Below are 19,315 nucleotides of genomic sequence, written 5' to 3'. Positions count from 1 at the left end.
ACTTAGTAGTCTCCGTTAGAGCCTTTACCTGCCAGGCGCATGAAGAAACCCACCGGTAGGCCTACCACTGCGATGGCGACACCGACCCACATGACGATCCAGAGTGCGGCCAACGAACCGATGGCAGCGACCATGAGACCAACCAAGACGAATAACACGAGGGCCCAGGCAGCTGGCGAGTTGCCGTGGCTCGGCGATTCGTTATGCGTTGGGTCGTTGAGAATTCGACCGTATTCGTCGACTTCCATTTCGTAAGTGGTGTTAGCCATGAGCGTGTTGCCTTTCTATCAGCCAGAACGTTTCCGGCAGCTTCAAGTTGCTAGCAATGATATGTTCTCTATTCTGCCATTTATTCTGGGCGATCAGTCTAGAACACGAACTACTACGCGATTCTACGTCGGGTCTTCGCCACGAGATAATTCGTCCCAGGTGTCGATCTCATCGAGTGGTCCATCTTTTTGGGCGGGTTTTTGAGCCCCGACATCGTACTTTTTGGTTTTCCCAATGGGCCATCGTGAACCAACGGTCACTGCCAGCACTCCCCCAAGGAACACGACGGCTGACCCAATGACGGTGAGCCATGGGAATACAGAGACCTCAATGTTTGCTGCAACGTCGGCCATGCCTGTGGTGCCGGTGGTTTCCGCAATCTTCTGCGAGGCGGCAGTGAGAGGGTTGATCAGCACATTGATACTTGCCCAGCCCATAGCAAACGATCCAAGCACCGCGACAACACCGACGATCCAGCGACCTACTTTTCGGGTGATGGACAGTGCCGCAGCAGCAGCTATGGTGACCAACGACATGGCGGTAATGACCGGGGAGGCTTCTTGGCCCGAGAGCTGGATATTGGCAATATGGGCGGCCTCAAAACCGGTCGCAGTAACCCAGGTTTGGGTTGAACCAATGAGCGCGAGTGTACCGCCGAGCAACATGATCAATACGGTCATACTGCGAGTTAAGCCCTTGGGCGGCTTGGGCGCTTCGGTGGGTTGCGGAGTGGTCATCGAGTGTTGTTTTCAGCCTTGATATTTTGGAGTTCTTGAGCAGCGAGTACGGCACGGATCGCTGCGGTGGCTTTGGTAAGTGTTTCTTCGGCCTCAGACTCGGGGACGGATTCTGCCACGATGCCAGCGCCTGCTTGTAGATAGGCTACCTGGTCTTTGAATACGGCGGTGCGAATCGTGATCGCCATGTCCATGTTGCCAGCGAGATCAAAGTACCCAACGGTGCCGCCAAAAGGTCCCCGTGCGTGTGGCTCCCACTCGTCTAAGAGTTCGAGGGCCCGGTTTTTCGGTGATCCTGAGAGTGTGCCGGCCGGGAAGTTTGCTCGCAGCACGTCGAGGGCACTCTGGTCGGCGGCGATATCCCCTTCGACGGTTGAGACAAGGTGCAGAATATGTGAAAACTGTTGGACGATCATGAAGTCAGACACTTCGACGCTGCCGGGCGCACAGACGCTGGAGATCTCTGACTTCGCCAGCTCTACGAGTTGCATATGCTCTTCGCGTTCTTTCGGGTCAGCTAAGAGCTCTTCACCGATTGAACGAACTGAGCGTGACGGATCTTTAGGTTTCGAACCACCAATCGGGTGGGTCAAAACCCGATTGTCTTTGACCGATACCAACGTTTCAGGTGAGGCACCGACCAGGTGGTAGACCCCTTCACGGTCCGGGTATTCGAACGTGTAGAGGAACATGTAGGGACTGGGATTGATGGCTCGCAGCACGCGGTAGGTGTCAAAAGCGGTCGCCGTAGTCGGCGTTGTGAAGCGTCGCGATATCACCAATTGCGAGACTTCACCATCGCGAATCGATTGCTGAGTTTTGCGCACGGCCGCCAGAAAGTCCTGCTCGTGCCACGAATGATCGATCTGGGGTGAGAAGTCTTGATTCAGCCAGCCTGCAGGTGCATATGACACCGGATCGGCTACTGGTTCAGCAAGCCGCCGGGTCATGTCGTCGAGCCGAGCCACAGCACGATCATAAGCACCATCGACACCCGTGGATTGACCATCAAAGTTAATGGCATTGGCGACCAGGGTGACGGTGCCATCCCAGGCATCATAAATCGCAAGATCGGTCACCAGGTTCATAGCCATAGATGGCAGGTTCAGGTCATCCTGAGGACCGTCGCCAAGTTCAACCCATGCGCGGACAGTATCCCAGCCAAGAAAGCCGACAAATCCTGAAACTAAGTGCGGCAGGGTGTCGGAGATATCAGCCCGTGCATCGGTGACGAGAAACGCTAGAGATGCTTCGAGGACCTCTAACGGGTTGCCGGTAGCTGGGACTCCCTCGGGGACATTTCCTTGCCACACGGCTTGGCCATTGTGTTCGGTGAGGGTAGCTGCAGTACCGGCTCCGATGAACGAGTAGCGCGACCAAGTGCCGTCCTGCCCGGCCGATTCCAAGAGGAAGGTGCCGGGTGCATCATTTGCTAGACGCCGATAGATCCCCACCGGAGTGAGACCATCGGGCAGCAGCGTGGTGGTCACGGGGATGACCTTGTGGTCGGCTGTTGCTAGTTCATGAAATGTTTCCCGAGTGGGAAATACTGGACCAATATCACGCATTATGTTCTTTCATCGGGGCAAATATTATTCGGCGCTGGTGACGTTCAACTGCCGGTCGGTAAAGCAGGAGACTGTACCAGTGTGACATGCCGGACCGTGTTGATTGACTTTCACTAGAAGGGTGTCGCTATCGCAATCTAACGCCACGGATACCACGTGTTGAGTATGTCCGGAAGTATCACCTTTACGCCAGAACTCGGAGCGTGAGCGGGACCAGTACCAAGCTCGACCTGAAGTTAACGTCAGGTGGAGTGCGTGATCGTTCATCCACCCCAGCATTAAGACCTGGTGGGATTCGGCGTCTTGCACGATAGCGGGGATCAACCCATCAGGATTCCGCTTCAACTGTGCCGCGATCGTCGGATCGAGATCGGAGTCGGGTAGTGAAACTTCAGAATTGTTCATGATGGATCTAGTCTAGGACGGCTTGTCTCCTGTTGCCACTGATCAACACGTGATAATTTCACATATGTGACAAAAATTTCTGCGGGATCCAACAGTTATGACGGCGACGACTTCGTTGCTGCCTCCCGTGCTGCCCTCGTAGCTGCACTGTACGCTGCGGGGCCAAATGAGCCCACCCTAGTCGAACAGTGGCAAACTCAGCATCTGGCAGCATCGGTGTATCTTCGCGAAAATCCGCATCAGGTCACGACGCGGGCATCCGGTCCGACTGCCACTGCAACGAAAACGGCCATCGCGCAGCTTGGTGAGGAATCGACGTCTCGCAAAGCATTTTATAATTTAGTTCGCAAAATTGGTGACGGTCCTGAGGGTCCGCCTGCAGAAGCTCGCGGCTCGGTGTTTTCCCGGCTACGTCGCGCGGTGTTTGACCGTCGTGAAGAGGTTGAGTCGCTTTTGCTCGAGTTCTTTGTACATACCGAAGACGTCCGTCGCGCCCAAGCTCGTTGGGCACCACGCAAGCTCACTGACGCCTATGCTGATGCACTATTTGAGCAATTGCGTGAACAGGCTAGAAAGCATTATGCCCAGGCAAAAACCGGGTACGTGCTGGTGCGCACCAATGGAGAACGAATTGTTGCAAAACGTGGCACGACGCTTACGTATGTGACCGGACCGGCCGGCGAGCTGGTACTCCATGCTCTTGGCCGACCCGATCACGCACTCGTGTTAATTGATCGTCCGTAGGCTCGCTTAGCGGCGGACCGGGAAGCCTGCCGCTTCAATGGCCTGTTTGACCTGGTCGATCATATCGTCGGGACCATAGTGGAAGAGCGATGCGGCCAGGACCGCCGTGGCACCAGCCTCGATTGCCGGCGGGAAGTGTGCTGGTTCGCCTGCGCCGCCCGAAGCGATGAGTGGTACGGACACTGCTGCACGAATGGCGCGAATCATGTCGAGATCGAAACCATCGCGGGTGCCGTCTGCATCAATCGAGTTGATCAGAATCTCGCCAACACCGCGTTCTTCGGCCTCTTTAACCCAGGCAATGGCATCTAAACCGGTGCCTTCCATGCCACCTTTAACCATGACTTCATAGCCAGATGACATGTCCGGGTTGGCTTTGGCATCCAGCGACAGCACAAGTACTTGCGCGCCCCAGGTGGTCGAGATTTCATTGAGCAGATCTGGATTTGAGACCGCAGCGGAGCTGACCGAGACTTTATCGGCACCGTTGCGCAGCAGTTGATCGACATGCTCTACGCTGCGGATGCCACCGCCGACGGTCAACGGAATAAAGACCTCTTTGGCTGTGGTGTTGACCAATTCGTAGGTGGTCTCTCGGTTTTCGGTCGTTGCAGTGACATCCAGGAAAGTGATCTCATCGGCGCCTGCGGCATTGTAACGATGTGCGAGCTCTGATGGGTCTCCAGCATCCTGGAGATTCTCGAAATTGACGCCTTTGACGACGCGGCCGTTGTTGACATCCAGGCATGGGATGACGCGAATTGCAGTACTCATTGTATTCCTCGCGGTTGATGTTATGGGTTAAATGCGTATGGCGTGAATTGCCGAAGCCAGAATGGCCTTGGCGCCCATTTCGTAAAGCTCGTCCATGATGCGGTTCATATCTTTTTTCTTCGCCATCGATCGAACTGCGACCCAGTTTTCGTCGGCCAAAGAGGAGATCGTTGGTGATTCGATTCCCGGTGTGACTTTTAAGGCAGCTTCCATGTGCTCTTTTGGCACGTCGTAGTCGACCATCACGTATTCACGGGCGACCAGTACACCTTGCAGACGCTGAATAAGCTTATCGAGAGCCGCCGGATGTTTGCCCTTCTGACCGATCAAAACTGCTTCGGAGCGTAGGATCGGATCGCCCAGGATTTCCATCCCCGCAGCTTTGAGCGTGGACCCTGTCTCCACGACATCAGCGATAGCATCTGCCACGCCAAGGGTCACAGAGGATTCCACGGCACCGTCCAGGTGGACAATACGGTCTGGTTGAATCTCGGAAGATTGCAGGTAGTCAGCAAGGAGACCATCGTAGGAGGTCGCGATACGTTTTCCGGCTAACTCCTCAACGGCACGAAACGCACCGGTTGGGGTAGCGAAACGAAACGTAGAGCGAGCAAAGCCAAGGCCCATAAGCTCCTCGGCAGCGTCACCGACCTGGGCATCAAGAAATAGGTCTCGTCCGGTCAGCCCGGCATCCAGGGTGCCTTTTGCCACGTAGATAGCGATATCTCGCGGCCTCAGGTAGAAGAACTCCACACCATTGTCCGGGTCTACGAGCACCAGTTCTTTAGAGTCACGACGTTGCCGATAGCCAGCTTCGACGAGCGTTTCACGAGCTGCATCGGACAACGAGCCCTTGTTGGGCACAGCAATGCGCAACATATTGCGTTCGATTCTCCTAGTTAGAGGTATTTGTAGACGTCTTCCAAGGAGATGCCTTTCGCCAGCATCATGACTTGGAGATGATAGAGCAACTGAGAGATTTCCTCAGCGGCCTCATCATTGGTTTCGTAACGTGCAGCCATCCAGACCTCGGCGGCCTCTTCGACAACTTTCTTGCCGATCGCATGCACCCCAGCATCGAGTTGCTTTACCGTCCCGGAGCCTTCCGGACGGGTGCGCGCTTTTTCATTCAGTTCAGCAAAAAGTTCTTCGAAGGTTTTCACAGTACTATCGTAATTGCTCATCATGGGGTTCTTAGACATCGCGGTACTTCATGACGCAGCTGTTTAGGAATCTGTCGACGTCGTTGGTGCTTGGCGCAGCCTTGGGTCTGGCATAAGCGTTTCGACCGCGGGTTTTTCTCGTGCCCGTGCTCGCGCCCACACGAAGAATCCGATCAGCGTAAACACACCGTAAAACAAGTACATGAAGGCTGAGGCGTAGTATCCGGCAGAAAACAGCAGCGGCACTCCAACAATGTCGACGATGACCCAGATGAGCCAGAATTCAACCCAGCCTTTGGCCATGCCGTAGGTCGCCAACAGGGAACCAATAAACGTCCATGCATCGGCCCAGACGGGTTCGAAGGAACCGAGCACTCTGAATAGCGGTGTCAGTGCGATGGTGCCACCAATGAGTATGACCATCAACCAGATGCGTACTGGCCAGGAGGCCCACTCGGGGACTATCGCGCTATCTTCTCCAGACGAAGTCCGGGCAGTTTTGGATTGCCGCCACTGCACCCAACCGTAGACCGAGACCACGATAAACATGATTTGTCGTCCGGCCTGTCCGAGCAAATTTGCGGAATCTGCATCACCAAACAGACTGCTCAAAAACACTGTGAGCAGTGTGGCGTTACCAATGATGCCAACAGGCCAGGCCCACACTTTTCGCCGCATGCCACCGAGAGCGGACGCGAGCCCAAAAACGTTGCCAAAAACTTCGCGCATCAATAGCCCACCGCCACCAACCGGGATGGTCCAGTTGAATAGATCAATGAGCCACTGCATTGTAAGTCCCCTTAGCGTTGGGCGGTGCGCGCTAACTCGCGTAATTCGTCGATAGCTTTTGCCGGATCGGCTGCAGAATACACGGCAGAGCCTGCAACGAACACATCGGCCCCTGCTTCTGCGGCCCGTTCAATAGTATCGGCAGATACTCCCCCGTCAACTTGGAGCGCAATAGGCACGCCAGAATCTTCAATAGCTTTGCGGGCGCGTTGAATTTTGGGCAGCACAACGTCCAAGAACGACTGCCCTCCAAAACCTGGTTCAACGGTCATTAACAACACCATGTCGAGTTCAGTGAGCATATCCATATACGGTTCAATCGGCGTGGCCGGCTTCAGCGCCATAGAGGCTTCAGCGCCACGGGCCCGGAGCTCTCGTGCGAGACGGATTGGTGCGCCAGAGGCTTCCACATGGAAGGTGACCGATTCGGCACCGAGATCTGCATAGTCCGGTGCCCAACGATCTGCGTCTTCGATCATGAGATGGATATCGAGTGGTTTGTCGGTTGCTGCCCGAATGGCTTTCACTACCGGAGCGCCCATTGTGAGGTTCGGCACGAAATGATTGTCCATAACATCGACGTGGATCGCGTCGGACGTGTCAATGCGGGCAATTTCTTCGGCCAGCCGGGAGAAATCAGCTGACAGAATGGACGGATTGATGGCAATACCGGTCACGAGCGGGCTCCTTGAAAAAACAGTACAGATTTCTTGGTGGTTAGCGGGTCAGCAGGGCAAAAAACATGGCATCAGTGCGATGTTGATCGGGCCATAACTGCACCATATTGGAATCATCCTCACCCGAGGTGATAGTGTCACGCCGCAACATTGACTCTGCATCATGATGTTTGGCAACGCTCTGGATGGCCGTGGCGGAATCGAGTAGCTGCACTTCGGGGTGACGCTTCATAACATCGCTGACCTGCAGTGTGGTTTCGGCAATTTGTGGCGAACATGTGACATATGCGAGGAGGCCGCCGGGTTTTAGCATCGCGACTGCGGCGTCCAACAGTTGCGATTGAAGTTGTGTGAGGGTTGCCAGGTCCTGCGGAGTGCGCCGCCAACGTGATTCTGGACGACGGCGCAGCGCACCGAGCCCAGTACATGGGGCATCCAGCAATATACGGTCGAATCGTTGCGCATTTGCTGGATCGTCGCCGAGTGCTTGACCTTCGGCCACTGACGTCGTCCACACATTCTCATCTACAACGCGCAGGGCTTGTTGTACGAGCTTGGTGCGGTGTTCTGAGACATCGTTGGCTTGCAGTGTGGCACCCTGGATTTGAGCTAGTGAGGCAAGCACGGCTGCCTTACCGCCCGGACCGGCAGACATATCCAACCACACTTCGCCCTGTCTCACATCGCGAGCACCGGCCAGCGCCCGAGCGGTCAGCTGCGAACCGATGTCTTGAACACGCACGCTCCCGTCGGCAACTCCTGGGATGCGTCCAGCGTCACCACCAGAAAATACAGCGGCATCGGGCGCAAGTGTTGAGGACTCGGCCCCGTATTCAAGTACAGGTTCCAGATCACCTATGCCAGGCAGTGCGATGAGGTTTAGCTCCGGTGCAATGTTATTGGCCTCCAAAACTCGGTGAAAGTCGTCGGGATTGCGACCGTGTGTCACCAGTGATTGCTTGATGGCACGCAAGATCCAGGTCGGGTGGGCATATCGGATCGACAGGTCGGTGTCTGATGTACCCGGTGCCAGTTGCTCGAGCCATTCGTCCATAGTGTGCTGGGTGACTTTGCGTAACACAGCATTGACCAGGCCCGAGGGGCCTGCCCCAACTTGGGCACGCACGAGTGCAACGGTCGTGTCGAGTGCCGCATGGTCCGGAACGCGCATATTGAGCAGCTGGTGGACGCCGAGCCGCAGAGCATCAAGGACTGGCTTGTCGAGTTTTTTGATGGGACGGTCAACACATTTGCCCAGTATTGCGTCGTAGGTTCCGAGCGAACGCAGGGTGCCATACGTTAATTCGGTGGCAAATGCAGCATCTTGGCGGTCGAGTTTATTGCGACGAATTCTTGTGGGCAGTATGAGGTTGGCGTAGGCATCTTCGGTAGTGACAGCCTGCAAAATTTGAAATGCGGTCAACCGTGCCGGATCGGCACTGCGCTTACGCTGTGATGGCGCATTAGCGGAGTATTGCCGCTGACCTGACGACTGACCGCGGTTGCGCTGACGGCCTTTCGTATTCCGGCGGTCTCGTGAAGTATCGTCTGCCAAACTATTCGTCCTTAATGCGTTTCAAACTCAGTTGGATGCGTGTTGGAGGTATGGATCCAGATGGATTCATCTACCCCGCGTGCCCAGTCGGTGGCCCGCATCATTTTTTTGCCCGCTGGTTGAACTTGCGTCAGCTCAATGGCACCATCTTGGCATACCAGCAGCACTCGTTTGGGTTCCAGAATGAACTGGCCGGGTTCCTTATCGTGCACTGGTGCATCCGTCACACCAACGGCGCTTCCAACTTTAAACCGCTGCGCTGTGATAGCTTCGCCTTCCAACATGCCCCATGCTCCGGGGTCCGGGGACGCCCCATTGATCAGGCCACGAACGGCTTCGGCGGGTTGGGCAGGATCAATATGTACTTGGTTGCTGGAGATTTTCGGTGCCCAACTCACGTCGCCTTGTTGTGGCGTTGCCACCGCGGTCCCAGACGAAATGTCTGTCAGCGTCGTCGAGAGTAGCTCCGCCCCGGTCACTGCAAGGTCAGCGAGTACCTCGCCGGCAGTTTCTGCTGGTTGTAGTGGCCGTTCCACGGTAGAGAAGACCGGACCGGTATCGAGCCCGGCTTCCAGCTGGAATACCGCAGCCCCTGTTTGTGGTTGCTGGTCAATAATTGCCCATTGGACAGGTGCAGCACCCCGATAGGCCGGGAGCAACGAAAAGTGCAGGTTCACCCAGCCTTGAGGCAACAGGTCGAGTACGTGTTGTGGCAAGAGCCCACCATAAGCCACAACCGCACCGAGATCGGGTTGAAGATACTGAATTGCAGCAATCGCTTCGGCACCATCTTCGGTGTTGAAAGCATCCGTTTTGATGATCGGTAGTTTCAGTTCTGCTGCGCGTATAGCAACGGGTGATGGGGTGAGGACGCGTTTGCGTCCTACTTTCGCGTCGGTTCGGGTCAGCACGCCGACAACATCATGGCCGGCATCCATCAGAGCGTTCAGTGATGCGACGGCGGGTTGTGGCGTTCCAGCAAAAAGAATTCTCATGAACGTCCCCGGGTCGCGGGAGAACCGAAGGCAGCGCCTGTGCCAAATGTGGAGCTGATCTCGGCGGAACGTTCTGCGTTGACCCGTGTGGTGGCTTCAGTGAAGTCTTTGGAAGCCATTGCTCGGCGGGCCTGCCGGAATTCGTCGCCGATGAGACGGTCAACGAACAGGTAGCCATCCAAATGGTCGGCCTCATGCTGGAGCATACGCGCAAAGAGCCCTTCACCCTCGTAGTCGACGGTGTTGCCGTCAACATCGACGCCGGAGACCTTCGCGTACTGGGCCCGTGGAGGAGTGTAGTACAGCTCGGGTACCGACAGGCAGCCTTCTCTGGGCTCATCGGTGATCTCACCCCAGGTTTCCAGAACAGGGTTGAGTACATGACCTCGACGATCGTCAAGGTGAAACACGAAGATCGCTTGTCCGATGCCAACCTGTGGACCGGCAAGACCAACACCTGAGACAGCATCCATGGTTTCATGCATGGAATCAATGAGACGTTTCAGTCCCGCTGTGCCAAACCGACTGGCTGGCACCGGGGATGTCTGACTACGCAGTACTGGATCAGGAACGGTCCGTATAGATAAAACACTCACGGGATAAGACTACCCAAACCATGGAGGCTTAGAACCATCGTGTGAACGAGTCCTTCACGATTGTTGCGGTACCCCGACCGGCGGGCCGATTGGTTGCAGCGGGTTTGGCGCCGCATCGACGGCCTGCTGATATTCCCATACTTGGCGCAGTGCCCAGAACTTTTGCCAATGCTGCGGCAGTGTTTGGGGGTTGGCCTGATAGGCGGCGACTTCCGTTTCTCCGATGGCTACACCAAGCAGCATGGCGTCTTGACCGTATGCCCATGGTTCCCATGCCCCCGTCTGAGCATCAACCAGTGATTCTTCGGCTTTGAAACCTGCAGCCAACTGCATGACCACATTAGGACTGAGACTTTTCACACGACCAGCACGGTCTGTCCCGCGAGTCTTATAGTCGATCAGACACACGCGCCCGCCGATTTCGGCGACTAAGTCCAGCGTGCCGGCGTAACCGACCGTGGAATTCCACACGGTAATTTCTGCAGCGAGCGGTTTGACCTCAAAGTTGTGCCACCATTCGTCAAACCTATCCGCGAAACCACTCTCATTGTGCTGGGCCAGTACATCGCGGGTCTCCGCCATCGTATGTGGCATACCCAGGGCGCGCAGGGCCACCTGTTCAGCATAGTTGTGCACCCGGTCTCCGCGTGCCGCAGCACCATCACGAAAACGGTCCGCGGCGTCATTCGATTGGCGCGCCAACGTCTTCAATTTCGCATGTGATCCGACGGCCTCGGCCAATCGCGCATCAGAAATGAGATGTGAGGTGGCCATATGACTTGCCCAGCCGGTCAGGTCCATGTGTTGTTGCCCAATCACCGTGGTGATGGACGGGACTTCGGGAAGCCCTGTCGTGGATCTGGAATACATTCTTCCGGCATTGGTTTGGTGGGCAAGTTGAGGTTGTGTCATGTCCTCCATTATGAGTCATTGCGTGGACACGCTAAGCGTTTCTGTCGTCGATGAAACACACTGGTGAGTCTGATTTGCGCTTTTGAATTTTGATTGGGTATAGTTTCAATCTGTTGGACGCACGGTGAACACTAGATACGTTGATCACAAGCGTTCTGCGGATGTAGCTCAGCTGGCTAGAGCACCACCTTGCCAAGGTGGGGGTCGCGGGTTCGAATCCCGTCATCCGCTCGCAACACCCTCAGGGTGGGGTGGCCGAGTGGTGAGGCAGCGGCCTGCAAAGCCGCGTACGCGGGTTCGATTCCCGTCCCCACCTCGATCGGATTTCCGACATTGCAGCAAGGCTGCTAGTGTAGGAATCTGCAAGACTTGCGTTTCATATGATGAGACTCAAGCGCGATTGGCGCAGTTGGTTAGCGCGCTTCCCCGACACGGAAGAGGTCACTGGTTCGAATCCAGTATCGCGCACAGAATTACTCGAGTAATTCACGCGGATGTAGCTCAGCTGGCTAGAGCACCACCTTGCCAAGGTGGGGGTCGCGGGTTCGAATCCCGTCATCCGCTCTGATGTTGCTATGAGGCCTCGATTCTTGAGAATCGGGGCCTCAGTTGCGTTTCAGGTACCCAGGCCGAAGGCATGGGTACCTTTTAGGTTAGGGAGCTTTTTCGCCCAGCTGACCTTCACGGGCAAGCGCGGTCATACGTGAGACCGTGCGAAAGTACTTTTTCATATACCCGCCGGCCATCATGTCTTCGGTAAAGAGCTGTTCAAAAGGCACACCCGAGGCGACCACCGGAACGTCTTTGTCGTAGAGCCGGTCAGCCAGCACGACGAAACGCAATGCCATCGCTTGTTCGGTAATAGTCGTGACGTTACTCAGAACTAATACGTCAACATCTTTTACTAGTTCACGGTAACGCGAAGGATGCACCCGCGACAGGTTGTTTGTCAGCGCAGTCCAATCATCGAATGCAAAGATTTGCTCTTCTGGGAAATGCTGCTGTGCGGTGTCTAGTTCCGCGCCGGCTGTAACCGGCTCCGGTGCTGCTTCGAGTCCGCGGTGCCGATAGTCTTCACCATCCACCCGTATCGTTTCGAACTGATCAGACAGCACTTGAATTTCGCGTTTAAAGTCCTGCGCAGCGAAACGCCCCTCCCCCAATGCTCCGGGGAGGGTATTTGACGTGGCAGCGAGTTTCACGCCGGCATCGGAGAGTTCGCGCATCAGCCGCGACATCAACACCGTATCGCCAGGATCGTCGAGTTCGAATTCGTCAATGCACACCAACGAGTACTCTTTGAGAACCTCCACAGTGGTGGTAAAGCTGAGAGCTCCCACCAAGTTCGTGTACTCGACGAAGGTTCCGAAGGCTTTTTTCTCGCCGGGAGCTGCATGCCATAGCGACGCGAGTAAGTGCGTTTTGCCGACGCCGAATCCGCCATCCAAATAAACGCCGTTTGGCGCGCCGGGCGAATTCTTCTTCGCTTTGCGAGCGAACCAGGACAAAATGCCACCGGATGTACTACGTCGATCCATCGATGCAGCAAATTCACGAAGACGCTCTACTGCCTCGGCCTGAGACGGATGGGCAGGATCAGGAATATATGTGTCGAACGAGACCTCGCCAAAGCGGTACGACGGGTGAAATCCCGCCAAGAGTTCTTCGGGGGAAACCTTCGGGTCCCTCTCCGAAAGAGCTACGATTTCAGTCACGTGATATCCAATCCATATTGCTTCGCGGCGTGATGAGGACCGTCCCTTGAGGTGGCCAACCACTACATCCTAGAACGCACGCCTACATCGGGTTCACTATTACTTTTTAATATGCGCTAAGAAGTAGTAGTGTGACGCACCCCCGTGGCAATTAACACACATCCTTGTATCCTTAATACTCGAATATGCCACTTCTTGAACGGCAAACCTCTACTGAAAGGGAACCCCCTTATGAGTGCACAAGTCCCCGTAGAACCTTCAGACTATGCCCACCCGGAAAAGCTCGTTTCCACCGCGTGGGTTGCGGAGCATAAAGACAACCCAAACGTCGTTGTGCTCGAATCCAATGAAGATACGTTGCTGTATTCGACTGGCCACATCCCCGGTGCCCTAAAGATTGATTGGCACACAGAACTCAACGATCCGGTCACCCGTGATTTCATCGGCCCCGAGGCCTTCGCAAAAATGGCTGCTTCCAAGGGGATCAGTCGCGACTCCACCGTCATCTTCTACGGCGACAAGTCAAACTGGTGGGCAGCCTACGCCCTCTGGGTTTTCACACTGTACGGTCACGAAGATATTCGTCTCATGAACGGCGGTCGCGATAAGTGGATTGCTGAAGGACGCGAAGTCACACGCGACACACCAACAGTCACTGAAACCGATTACCCGGTCGTCTCCCGTGATGACGAAACCGAACGCGCCAATAAAGCCCAGGTACTCGACAGTGTTGGTACGCTGCCGCTCATTGATGTGCGTTCCACCGCCGAGTACACCGGCGAAACGACCCATATGGCTGGTTACCCACAGGAAGGCACCCTGCGTGGCGGCCATATCCCCACAGCGGAATCAGTTCCATGGGCAACAGCAGCCAATGAAGATGGCACATTCAGGTCCCGTGATGAGCTGACCAAGCTCTATGCCGACGACGCTGGCTTAGGCAAATCTGACCAGGTCATCGCTTACTGCCGTATCGGTGAACGTTCCGCCCATACCTGGTTCGTGCTGCGTCACCTGCTCGGGTATGAATCGGTCCGCAACTATGACGGTTCATGGACCGAATGGGGCAATAGCGTTGGTGTCCCAATCGTTGTTGGTGAAGAACCCGGACAGGCACCAAACTAAGCTTTACTTCACCGCCAAGCCGGTGCCGGGGTATAGCCCGGCACCGGCTTGGCGTCTTAACCACGCAACGCGTTAGAATAAGTGTCGGATCAACCAGAGAAAGGAGCCCATTGGCTGTTCACACCCCTGATGTTCTGCAAGAGATCATCGATGATTTCCATGACTTAGCTGAGGAACAACGCCTCGAACTCCTCCTGGAATTCTCCGATAATCTCCCGGAACCACCGCAGCGCTACGCCGGCCATGAAGCCGAGATGGAACAGGTCGTCGAGTGCCAGACCCCGTTATTTTTGGCGTTAGAGTACTCTGACGACGATGATCCTGAAGTAACAGTGATCATTTCAGCACCACCAGAAGCGCCGACGACCCGCGGCTTCGCGGGAGTGCTCATCGAAGGGCTCTCCGGTAAGCACGCTTCAACGATCTTGTCGGTCCCAGACGACATCCCCAATAAGCTTGGACTGACCAACGCCTTGACGCCGCTGCGTCTGCGCGGTATGACGGCGCTCCTGGGACGCATCAAACGCAACATCTCAGAACATCTCTCATGAGTACAACCCCATCTGGCGCTACACCAGCACTGCGTACTGTCCTCGAGGCAGGGCTCTGGCATCGAGTCTATGAATATGATCACGATGACGCAGTCAAGGGCTTCGGTGCTGAGGCCGCTGACAAACTCGGGTTCGACCCCCGCAGTATTTTTAAAACCCTGGTAGTCACGACACCAACCGGTCAATGTGTGAGTGCCGTGTTGGCCGTGGCAGATATGCTGCACCCAAAAAGAGTGGCAAAAGCGCTCAAGGTAAAAAGCGTGCACATGGCTGACCCAGGTCGGGCTCAGCAGAAGACCGGCTACGTACTCGGTGGCATTTCACCACTTGGGCAAAGGACAGGCATCCCCATGCTGGTAGACACTACGGTTGAACAGTTGGATACGATCATTGTCTCCGGCGGACAGCGAGGCCTGTCGCTCGAGCTGCGTGTCACTGATTTCCTAGAGCTGACAGCCGCCCGAGTCGCACATATCCGCCGATAGAGCTCATCGACCGAGCCCGGTTGCTTGCCCACGTGTTGCAGTGAGTGCTTCCGCGATCGAATTTTCTACCGCTTGCAACGCTTCAGCAATCGCTGGTTGTGATTCCCTCGCTTGCTCGTGAAATTCATTGAGCCGTGCTCTCATCGTCCTGTTTTGCTCGCCAGGAAAGACCGCGGCAAGTACGTTCGTTGAGTACAGCAACTGCACGACGGGCCACGCTGTCGCATCCAGAGCTGTGTCGCGCCCCATGAGCGTGCCACGAAGCCGGACGTAGATATCCATGCGCGCATACGACTCTTGAGGAATATAGCGTGTTCGCGGTATCAGGCCTAAGAAACGTTTTTTGCTGACGATGACTTCGCCACGCTGTTCCAAGTTTCTCATGAGGGCATCCATCAGTGCCGGACGCGAGAACCTGTTGATCCACTGCTCGGCATCTTGAGGTTCTGGAGCATCGGCAATGATGCGCAGTACCGCGTCAAGCGGTTCCTCCAGATCAACCTCGGCGGACTCATGAACCGTCACCAAGTCTTGGGTCACGTTGATACTTCCACGGCGCGCCAAATCGGTTAACACGGCCCCTGCCACCCCGACTCGAATGGTGTGCGATTGGGCGAGGAGTCTGCCAGCATCATCGAGACAGGTCAGCAGATAGTATTCCGGGAGATTTAACGACCGGCCTGGAACTTCCTGGGGAGTTGACATCATGATCCTATTGTCTCTGCTTTTGTACCCGGTATAGCGAATTAGCCAGTGCTCCGGTGTGTCTGACCTAACAACCAGGTGTGTTATCTTGTTGTTTGGTCAGAAAACGTTCGGTTCCTGTCGCCCATCCATCAGCGATCATGGTGCGCATTTCACCAATGGTTGCGGTGACGTTTTTTGTTTCAGCGATGATGGGGAGAAAATTGCCGTCTCCACCCCAGCGCGGCACAATGTGCTGATGAAGATGGGCTGCGATGCCCGCTCCCCCAGCTTTGCCCTGATTCATTCCCAAGTTGAATCCAGCGGCTCGTGAGACGTCGCGGAGTACTTCCATCCCTATTTGCGTAAGTTGAGCAAACTCTGCTGTTTCGTCGATCGTCAGATCTGGATAGTCGGGCAAGTGCCGGTACGGGCACACCAACATATGACCGGGATTATATGGGTAAAGATTCATCACCACGTAACACGTCGTACCCCGTGCCACGATCAGTGAGGTTTCGTCGTCTCGTTGCGGGGCAGCACAGAACGGACAGGAGGCCTCATCGGTCACTTGACTTTGTCCTTTGGCCACATAAGCCATCCGATGAGGCGTCCATAGTCGGTCAAAAGCATCGGGCACACCAGGTAATGCAAAATTATCGGTGACTGCTGCATCGTGATTTGCACTGTGGTCTGCCATGATGTCTTACACCTGCTGACGTTGTTCTATTGCGGTGACAATCCGCTCGATAGCCTCATCGACTGGAATGCCGTTGTCCTGAGATCCATCCCGGTAACGGAAGGATACCGCATTGGCCTCAGCATCCTCTCCCCCTGCAATGAGCACAAACGGCACTTTTTGCTTGGATGCAGTACGAATCTTCTTGGGGAACCGATCGCTAGAGTCATCCACCTGGGCGCGAATGCCGTGTGCTTTCAGCTTGTCAACGACGTCGTACATGTAGTCGTTGAATGCATCAGCTACGGGAATCGCGACGACCTGTTCTGGGGCTAACCATGCTGGGAAGGCACCGGCATAGTGTTCCGTAAGCACCGCCATAAACCGTTCGATGGATCCAAAGAGCGCGCGGTGAATCATGACCGGACGCTGACGGTTGCCATCGGCGGCCTGATACTGCAGATCAAAACGTTCTGGCAGGTTAAAGTCCAACTGCATGGTGGACATCTGCCAGGTACGACCGAGTGCATCGCGTGCCTGAACTGAAATTTTCGGGCCGTAGAATGCCGCACCGCCCTCGTCATCAACGAGCTCGAGGCCTGAAGCCGCGGCGACATCCGCTAATACTTGGGTGGCGTTGTCCCAAACCTCGTCACTGCCCACATACTTTTCTGGGTTCTTAGTGGACAGCTCCAGATAGAAATCATCTAGCCCGTAGTCTTTGAGTAGATCGAGCACGAAGTTGAGCGTGGTGGTCAGCTCATCTTTCATCTGGTCTTCTGTACAATAAATGTGGGCGTCGTCCTGGGTCATACCGCGCACACGAGTCAGCCCGTGGACCACACCGGACTTCTCGTAGCGATAGACCGAACCGAACTCGAACAGTCGCAAAGGCAGTTCGCGATAGGAGCGACCACGCGATGCAAAGATGAGGTTGTGCATCGGGCAGTTCATGGGTTTCAGGTAGTAATCCACACCGGCTCGGGTTACCTCACCGGTGGTCTCATCAACGACCTCATCGACGTGCATCGGAGGAAACATGCCGTCTGCATACCATTCCAGGTGACCTGAGGTTTCATACAGGTTTTGTTTGGTGATGTGTGGAGTGTAGACGAACTCGTACCCGGCTTGTTCGTGGCGTTTGCGCGAGTAATCTTCCATCTCTTTGCGGATGATCCCGCCCTTGGGGTGGAATACCGGCAGACCGGAGCCCAGTTCATCAGGGAACGAGAACAGATCGAGCTCGGCACCAAGTTTGCGGTGATCGCGACGCTCAGCTTCGGCGATGCGCTCTTGGTAGGCCACCAGGTCGTCCTTGGAGGCCCAGGCGGTACCGTAAATGCGTTGCAGCTGTGGGTTGGATTCCGATCCGAGCCAGTAGGCGCCTGCGGCACGGGTCAGCGCAAAGCCGTTCGCGATAAGTTTGGTTGATGGGATGTGTGGACCACGGCACAGGTCTTTCCAGACCACCGCGCCTTTGCGGTCCAGATTGTCATAGATAGTGATTTCGCCGGCACCAATTTCTACGGCGGCGCCATCCGCGTCAGCTTCGTCGTCGTGTTGACGGTCCATGAGATGCAATTTATAAGGCTCATCGGCCAGTTCTTCTCGGGCGACTGCTTCTGCTACGGCGCGGCGGTCGAAGGTCTGGTTGGCTTTGACGATACGCATCATCCGCTTCTGGATCTGTTTGAGATCATCCGGGGTGAATGGTTCATCAACGTCAAAGTCGTAGTAGAAACCTTCTTGGACGTAGGGGCCAATACCAAGCTTGGCTTCGGGATACATCTCTTGGACGGCTTGGGCAAGCACGTGTGCGGTTGAGTGACGCAGCACTTCGAGTCCTGCTTGGTCCGTGATGTCGACGCGCTCGATGGTTGAGCCTTCGGGGATGACACGAAAGAGGTCTTGTAGATTGCCATCTACCCTCATCACTACCGTAGTTTTTTCGTCACCGAACAGGTCATTTCCTGTTGTACCTTCAGCTACCTGGATGGCTTCTTGGTCTACGGTAATGGATATTTCTTTAGGTTCGGCCACGTGCCAATTCCTCCTTGGGTTAAGCTTTGTATCCGATGGCATACTGGACCACCGATAAGCCACCCGCCATTGTATCTGCTTGGCTCACGGTTTGCAGGTTGACGGTGGCTACTGTTGACCATCGAGTTGGATATCAATGACGACGCGAACCGGGTCATCAAGCATTGTCACAGCATAGGGACGTTGTTCATCGAGCCCGATGATGTAGTTACTGGTGGCTTCCCAAGGCGCAAAACTCACAACCGTACCGGCTGCTTCGGTATCCAGGTCTGTGATGTGTGTGCCGTGTTCGAGCATTTCTGCGTCGTCGGGACTGACCAGCTCGTCTTCCTCTAACAGTTCCGGTGGTGTGGTCCCTGATACAACCACTTCGAGGTAAGCTGCGTCGTCGGTCTCAACGGGTAGGCCCCGGCCAGGTTCCACCGGCTCGTCGGTATATTGCGCCATGTAACTTGGGGCGCCACTGCCACTATGTTGAATGACGATGCGTTCAAAATCGCCCTGGACCGCGGAGCGGACTTCGGTGGGATAAATACCGTGAGTATCCCCATAACTTGGCCATTCGTCGGATTCATAGGGCTCGGTAGAAAATTCACCAACCGGGTCGGTGGAGACTTCTGCGGTTTCCTCGTCAGCAGTTTCGGTTTCGTCCTGAATATCTCCACCTGGACTGAGGGTGACTTCTTCGCCTGCGGTTGGAGCTGGTGGAGGCTCTTGGTCTGCTGTCTCGTCTTGGGCCCCGCATCCGGCGAGGAAAAGTCCTGCGGTGATGATGGTAGCCAGTGTGAGTCGTGTCTGGCGAGTTTTCGAGGGGGTGCGCATACGGTATCCATATTCAGTGGACGTTTTAT

At 55.5% G+C, this 19,315-nt stretch carries 22 protein-coding genes and 4 tRNA genes; 8 read left to right on the top strand and 18 right to left on the bottom strand.

Going from position 1 to position 19,315, the window contains the following annotated elements; all coding sequences use genetic code 11:
- Positions 1–2: 2 nt before the first annotated feature.
- The 4 genes from ACYVJT_RS00730 to hisI all read right to left on the bottom strand — a co-directional run bounded on the left by ACYVJT_RS00730 (position 3) and on the right by hisI (position 2,980).
- Positions 3–269, bottom strand: coding sequence for an HGxxPAAW family protein (locus tag ACYVJT_RS00730; protein WP_343959039.1), 267 nt, complete (start codon positions 267–269; stop codon positions 3–5).
- Between the two features lie 123 nt (positions 270–392).
- The gene (locus ACYVJT_RS00725; protein ID WP_343959041.1) at positions 393–1,007 is read right to left on the bottom strand and encodes a Trp biosynthesis-associated membrane protein; all 615 of its coding nucleotides are present in this window, start codon (positions 1,005–1,007) and stop codon (positions 393–395) included.
- On the bottom strand, positions 1,004–2,575 hold the full coding sequence (locus ACYVJT_RS00720; protein WP_343959043.1) for a chorismate-binding protein: 1,572 nt from the start codon (positions 2,573–2,575) through the stop codon (positions 1,004–1,006). Before ACYVJT_RS00720 ends, ACYVJT_RS00725 begins: the two co-directional genes overlap by 4 nt.
- A 24-nt stretch (positions 2,576–2,599) precedes the next feature.
- Entirely contained in the window at positions 2,600–2,980 is a 381-nt protein-coding gene (gene hisI, locus ACYVJT_RS00715; protein WP_343959046.1) for a phosphoribosyl-AMP cyclohydrolase, read from the bottom strand.
- A 66-nt stretch (positions 2,981–3,046) separates the two neighbouring features.
- Between hisI and ACYVJT_RS00710 the strand changes: the two genes are divergently transcribed.
- On the top strand, positions 3,047–3,724 hold the full coding sequence (locus tag ACYVJT_RS00710) for a maleylpyruvate isomerase family mycothiol-dependent enzyme (RefSeq protein ID WP_343959048.1): 678 nt from the start codon (positions 3,047–3,049) through the stop codon (positions 3,722–3,724).
- Positions 3,725–3,730: 6 nt separating this feature from the next.
- On the opposite strand, the gene hisF is transcribed toward ACYVJT_RS00710, so the two are convergent.
- From hisF to ACYVJT_RS00665, 9 genes are all read right to left on the bottom strand, one after another.
- Complete coding sequence (hisF, locus tag ACYVJT_RS00705) at positions 3,731–4,498, bottom strand: imidazole glycerol phosphate synthase subunit HisF (RefSeq protein ID WP_343959050.1); 768 nt, start codon at positions 4,496–4,498, stop codon at positions 3,731–3,733.
- A 27-nt stretch (positions 4,499–4,525) separates the two neighbouring features.
- Positions 4,526–5,377 (bottom strand): ATP phosphoribosyltransferase, encoded by an 852-nt coding sequence (gene hisG, locus ACYVJT_RS00700; RefSeq protein WP_343959052.1) that lies wholly within the window; start codon positions 5,375–5,377, stop codon positions 4,526–4,528.
- Positions 5,378–5,397: 20 nt separating this feature from the next.
- The gene (locus ACYVJT_RS00695; RefSeq protein WP_343959316.1) at positions 5,398–5,661 is read right to left on the bottom strand and encodes a phosphoribosyl-ATP diphosphatase; all 264 of its coding nucleotides are present in this window, start codon (positions 5,659–5,661) and stop codon (positions 5,398–5,400) included.
- 63 nt (positions 5,662–5,724) lie between these two features.
- Positions 5,725–6,450 carry a nicotinamide riboside transporter PnuC gene (pnuC, locus tag ACYVJT_RS00690; RefSeq protein WP_343959054.1) on the bottom strand — a complete coding sequence of 242 codons (726 nt, stop codon included), beginning with the start codon at positions 6,448–6,450 and terminating at the stop codon, positions 5,725–5,727.
- A gap of 11 nt (positions 6,451–6,461) precedes the next feature.
- Positions 6,462–7,127, bottom strand: coding sequence for a ribulose-phosphate 3-epimerase (gene rpe, locus ACYVJT_RS00685; RefSeq protein ID WP_343959056.1), 666 nt, complete (start codon positions 7,125–7,127; stop codon positions 6,462–6,464).
- A gap of 40 nt (positions 7,128–7,167) precedes the next feature.
- On the bottom strand, positions 7,168–8,682 hold the full coding sequence (locus ACYVJT_RS00680; protein WP_343959058.1) for an RsmB/NOP family class I SAM-dependent RNA methyltransferase: 1,515 nt from the start codon (positions 8,680–8,682) through the stop codon (positions 7,168–7,170).
- 11 nt (positions 8,683–8,693) lie between these two features.
- Positions 8,694–9,677, bottom strand: coding sequence for a methionyl-tRNA formyltransferase (gene fmt, locus ACYVJT_RS00675; protein WP_343959060.1), 984 nt, complete (start codon positions 9,675–9,677; stop codon positions 8,694–8,696).
- The gene (gene def, locus ACYVJT_RS00670; protein WP_343959062.1) at positions 9,674–10,273 is read right to left on the bottom strand and encodes a peptide deformylase; all 600 of its coding nucleotides are present in this window, start codon (positions 10,271–10,273) and stop codon (positions 9,674–9,676) included. The genes fmt and def overlap by 4 nt, the downstream gene beginning before the upstream one ends.
- A gap of 54 nt (positions 10,274–10,327) precedes the next feature.
- A complete protein-coding gene (locus tag ACYVJT_RS00665) occupies positions 10,328–11,185 on the bottom strand; it encodes a PD-(D/E)XK nuclease family protein (protein ID WP_343959064.1) in 858 nt (285 codons plus the stop codon).
- Between the two features lie 157 nt (positions 11,186–11,342).
- Here ACYVJT_RS00665 and ACYVJT_RS00660 point away from each other — a divergent pair.
- The 4 genes from ACYVJT_RS00660 to ACYVJT_RS00645 all read left to right on the top strand — a co-directional run bounded on the left by ACYVJT_RS00660 (position 11,343) and on the right by ACYVJT_RS00645 (position 11,749).
- A tRNA-Gly gene (locus ACYVJT_RS00660) sits at positions 11,343–11,416 on the top strand.
- A gap of 14 nt (positions 11,417–11,430) precedes the next feature.
- A tRNA-Cys gene (locus ACYVJT_RS00655) sits at positions 11,431–11,501 on the top strand.
- Between the two features lie 78 nt (positions 11,502–11,579).
- Positions 11,580–11,653, top strand: a tRNA-Val gene (locus tag ACYVJT_RS00650).
- A gap of 22 nt (positions 11,654–11,675) precedes the next feature.
- Positions 11,676–11,749 (top strand) — tRNA-Gly (locus ACYVJT_RS00645).
- A gap of 89 nt (positions 11,750–11,838) precedes the next feature.
- Here ACYVJT_RS00645 and zapE read toward each other — a convergent pair.
- Positions 11,839–12,900, bottom strand: a complete 1,062-nt coding sequence (gene zapE, locus ACYVJT_RS00640) for a cell division protein ZapE (RefSeq protein WP_343959066.1) — start codon at positions 12,898–12,900, stop codon at positions 11,839–11,841.
- Positions 12,901–13,131: 231 nt separating this feature from the next.
- Between zapE and ACYVJT_RS00635 the strand changes: the two genes are divergently transcribed.
- From ACYVJT_RS00635 to ACYVJT_RS00625, 3 genes are all read left to right on the top strand, one after another.
- Positions 13,132–14,025: a sulfurtransferase gene (locus tag ACYVJT_RS00635; protein ID WP_343959068.1), complete on the top strand. Its 894-nt coding sequence runs from the start codon at positions 13,132–13,134 to the stop codon at positions 14,023–14,025.
- A 110-nt stretch (positions 14,026–14,135) separates the two neighbouring features.
- Complete coding sequence (locus ACYVJT_RS00630; RefSeq protein ID WP_343959071.1) at positions 14,136–14,576, top strand: SufE family protein; 441 nt, start codon at positions 14,136–14,138, stop codon at positions 14,574–14,576.
- Positions 14,573–15,061: an aminoacyl-tRNA deacylase gene (locus tag ACYVJT_RS00625; RefSeq protein ID WP_343959073.1), complete on the top strand. Its 489-nt coding sequence runs from the start codon at positions 14,573–14,575 to the stop codon at positions 15,059–15,061. Before ACYVJT_RS00630 ends, ACYVJT_RS00625 begins: the two co-directional genes overlap by 4 nt.
- A 3-nt stretch (positions 15,062–15,064) precedes the next feature.
- On the opposite strand, the gene ACYVJT_RS00620 is transcribed toward ACYVJT_RS00625, so the two are convergent.
- The 4 genes from ACYVJT_RS00620 to ACYVJT_RS00605 form a co-directional block, all read right to left on the bottom strand.
- Entirely contained in the window at positions 15,065–15,769 is a 705-nt protein-coding gene (locus ACYVJT_RS00620) for a GOLPH3/VPS74 family protein (protein ID WP_343959075.1), read from the bottom strand.
- 64 nt (positions 15,770–15,833) lie between these two features.
- On the bottom strand, positions 15,834–16,445 hold the full coding sequence (locus ACYVJT_RS00615; RefSeq protein WP_343959078.1) for an HIT family protein: 612 nt from the start codon (positions 16,443–16,445) through the stop codon (positions 15,834–15,836).
- A gap of 6 nt (positions 16,446–16,451) precedes the next feature.
- On the bottom strand, positions 16,452–18,464 hold the full coding sequence (thrS, locus tag ACYVJT_RS00610) for a threonine--tRNA ligase (RefSeq protein WP_343959080.1): 2,013 nt from the start codon (positions 18,462–18,464) through the stop codon (positions 16,452–16,454).
- A gap of 108 nt (positions 18,465–18,572) precedes the next feature.
- Positions 18,573–19,286 carry an AMIN-like domain-containing (lipo)protein gene (locus ACYVJT_RS00605; protein ID WP_343959083.1) on the bottom strand — a complete coding sequence of 238 codons (714 nt, stop codon included), beginning with the start codon at positions 19,284–19,286 and terminating at the stop codon, positions 18,573–18,575.
- Positions 19,287–19,315 lie beyond the last annotated feature (29 nt).

It is taken from the genome of Yaniella soli, assembly GCF_054782375.1.
This window is presented reverse-complemented; position numbering and strand designations above follow the sequence as displayed.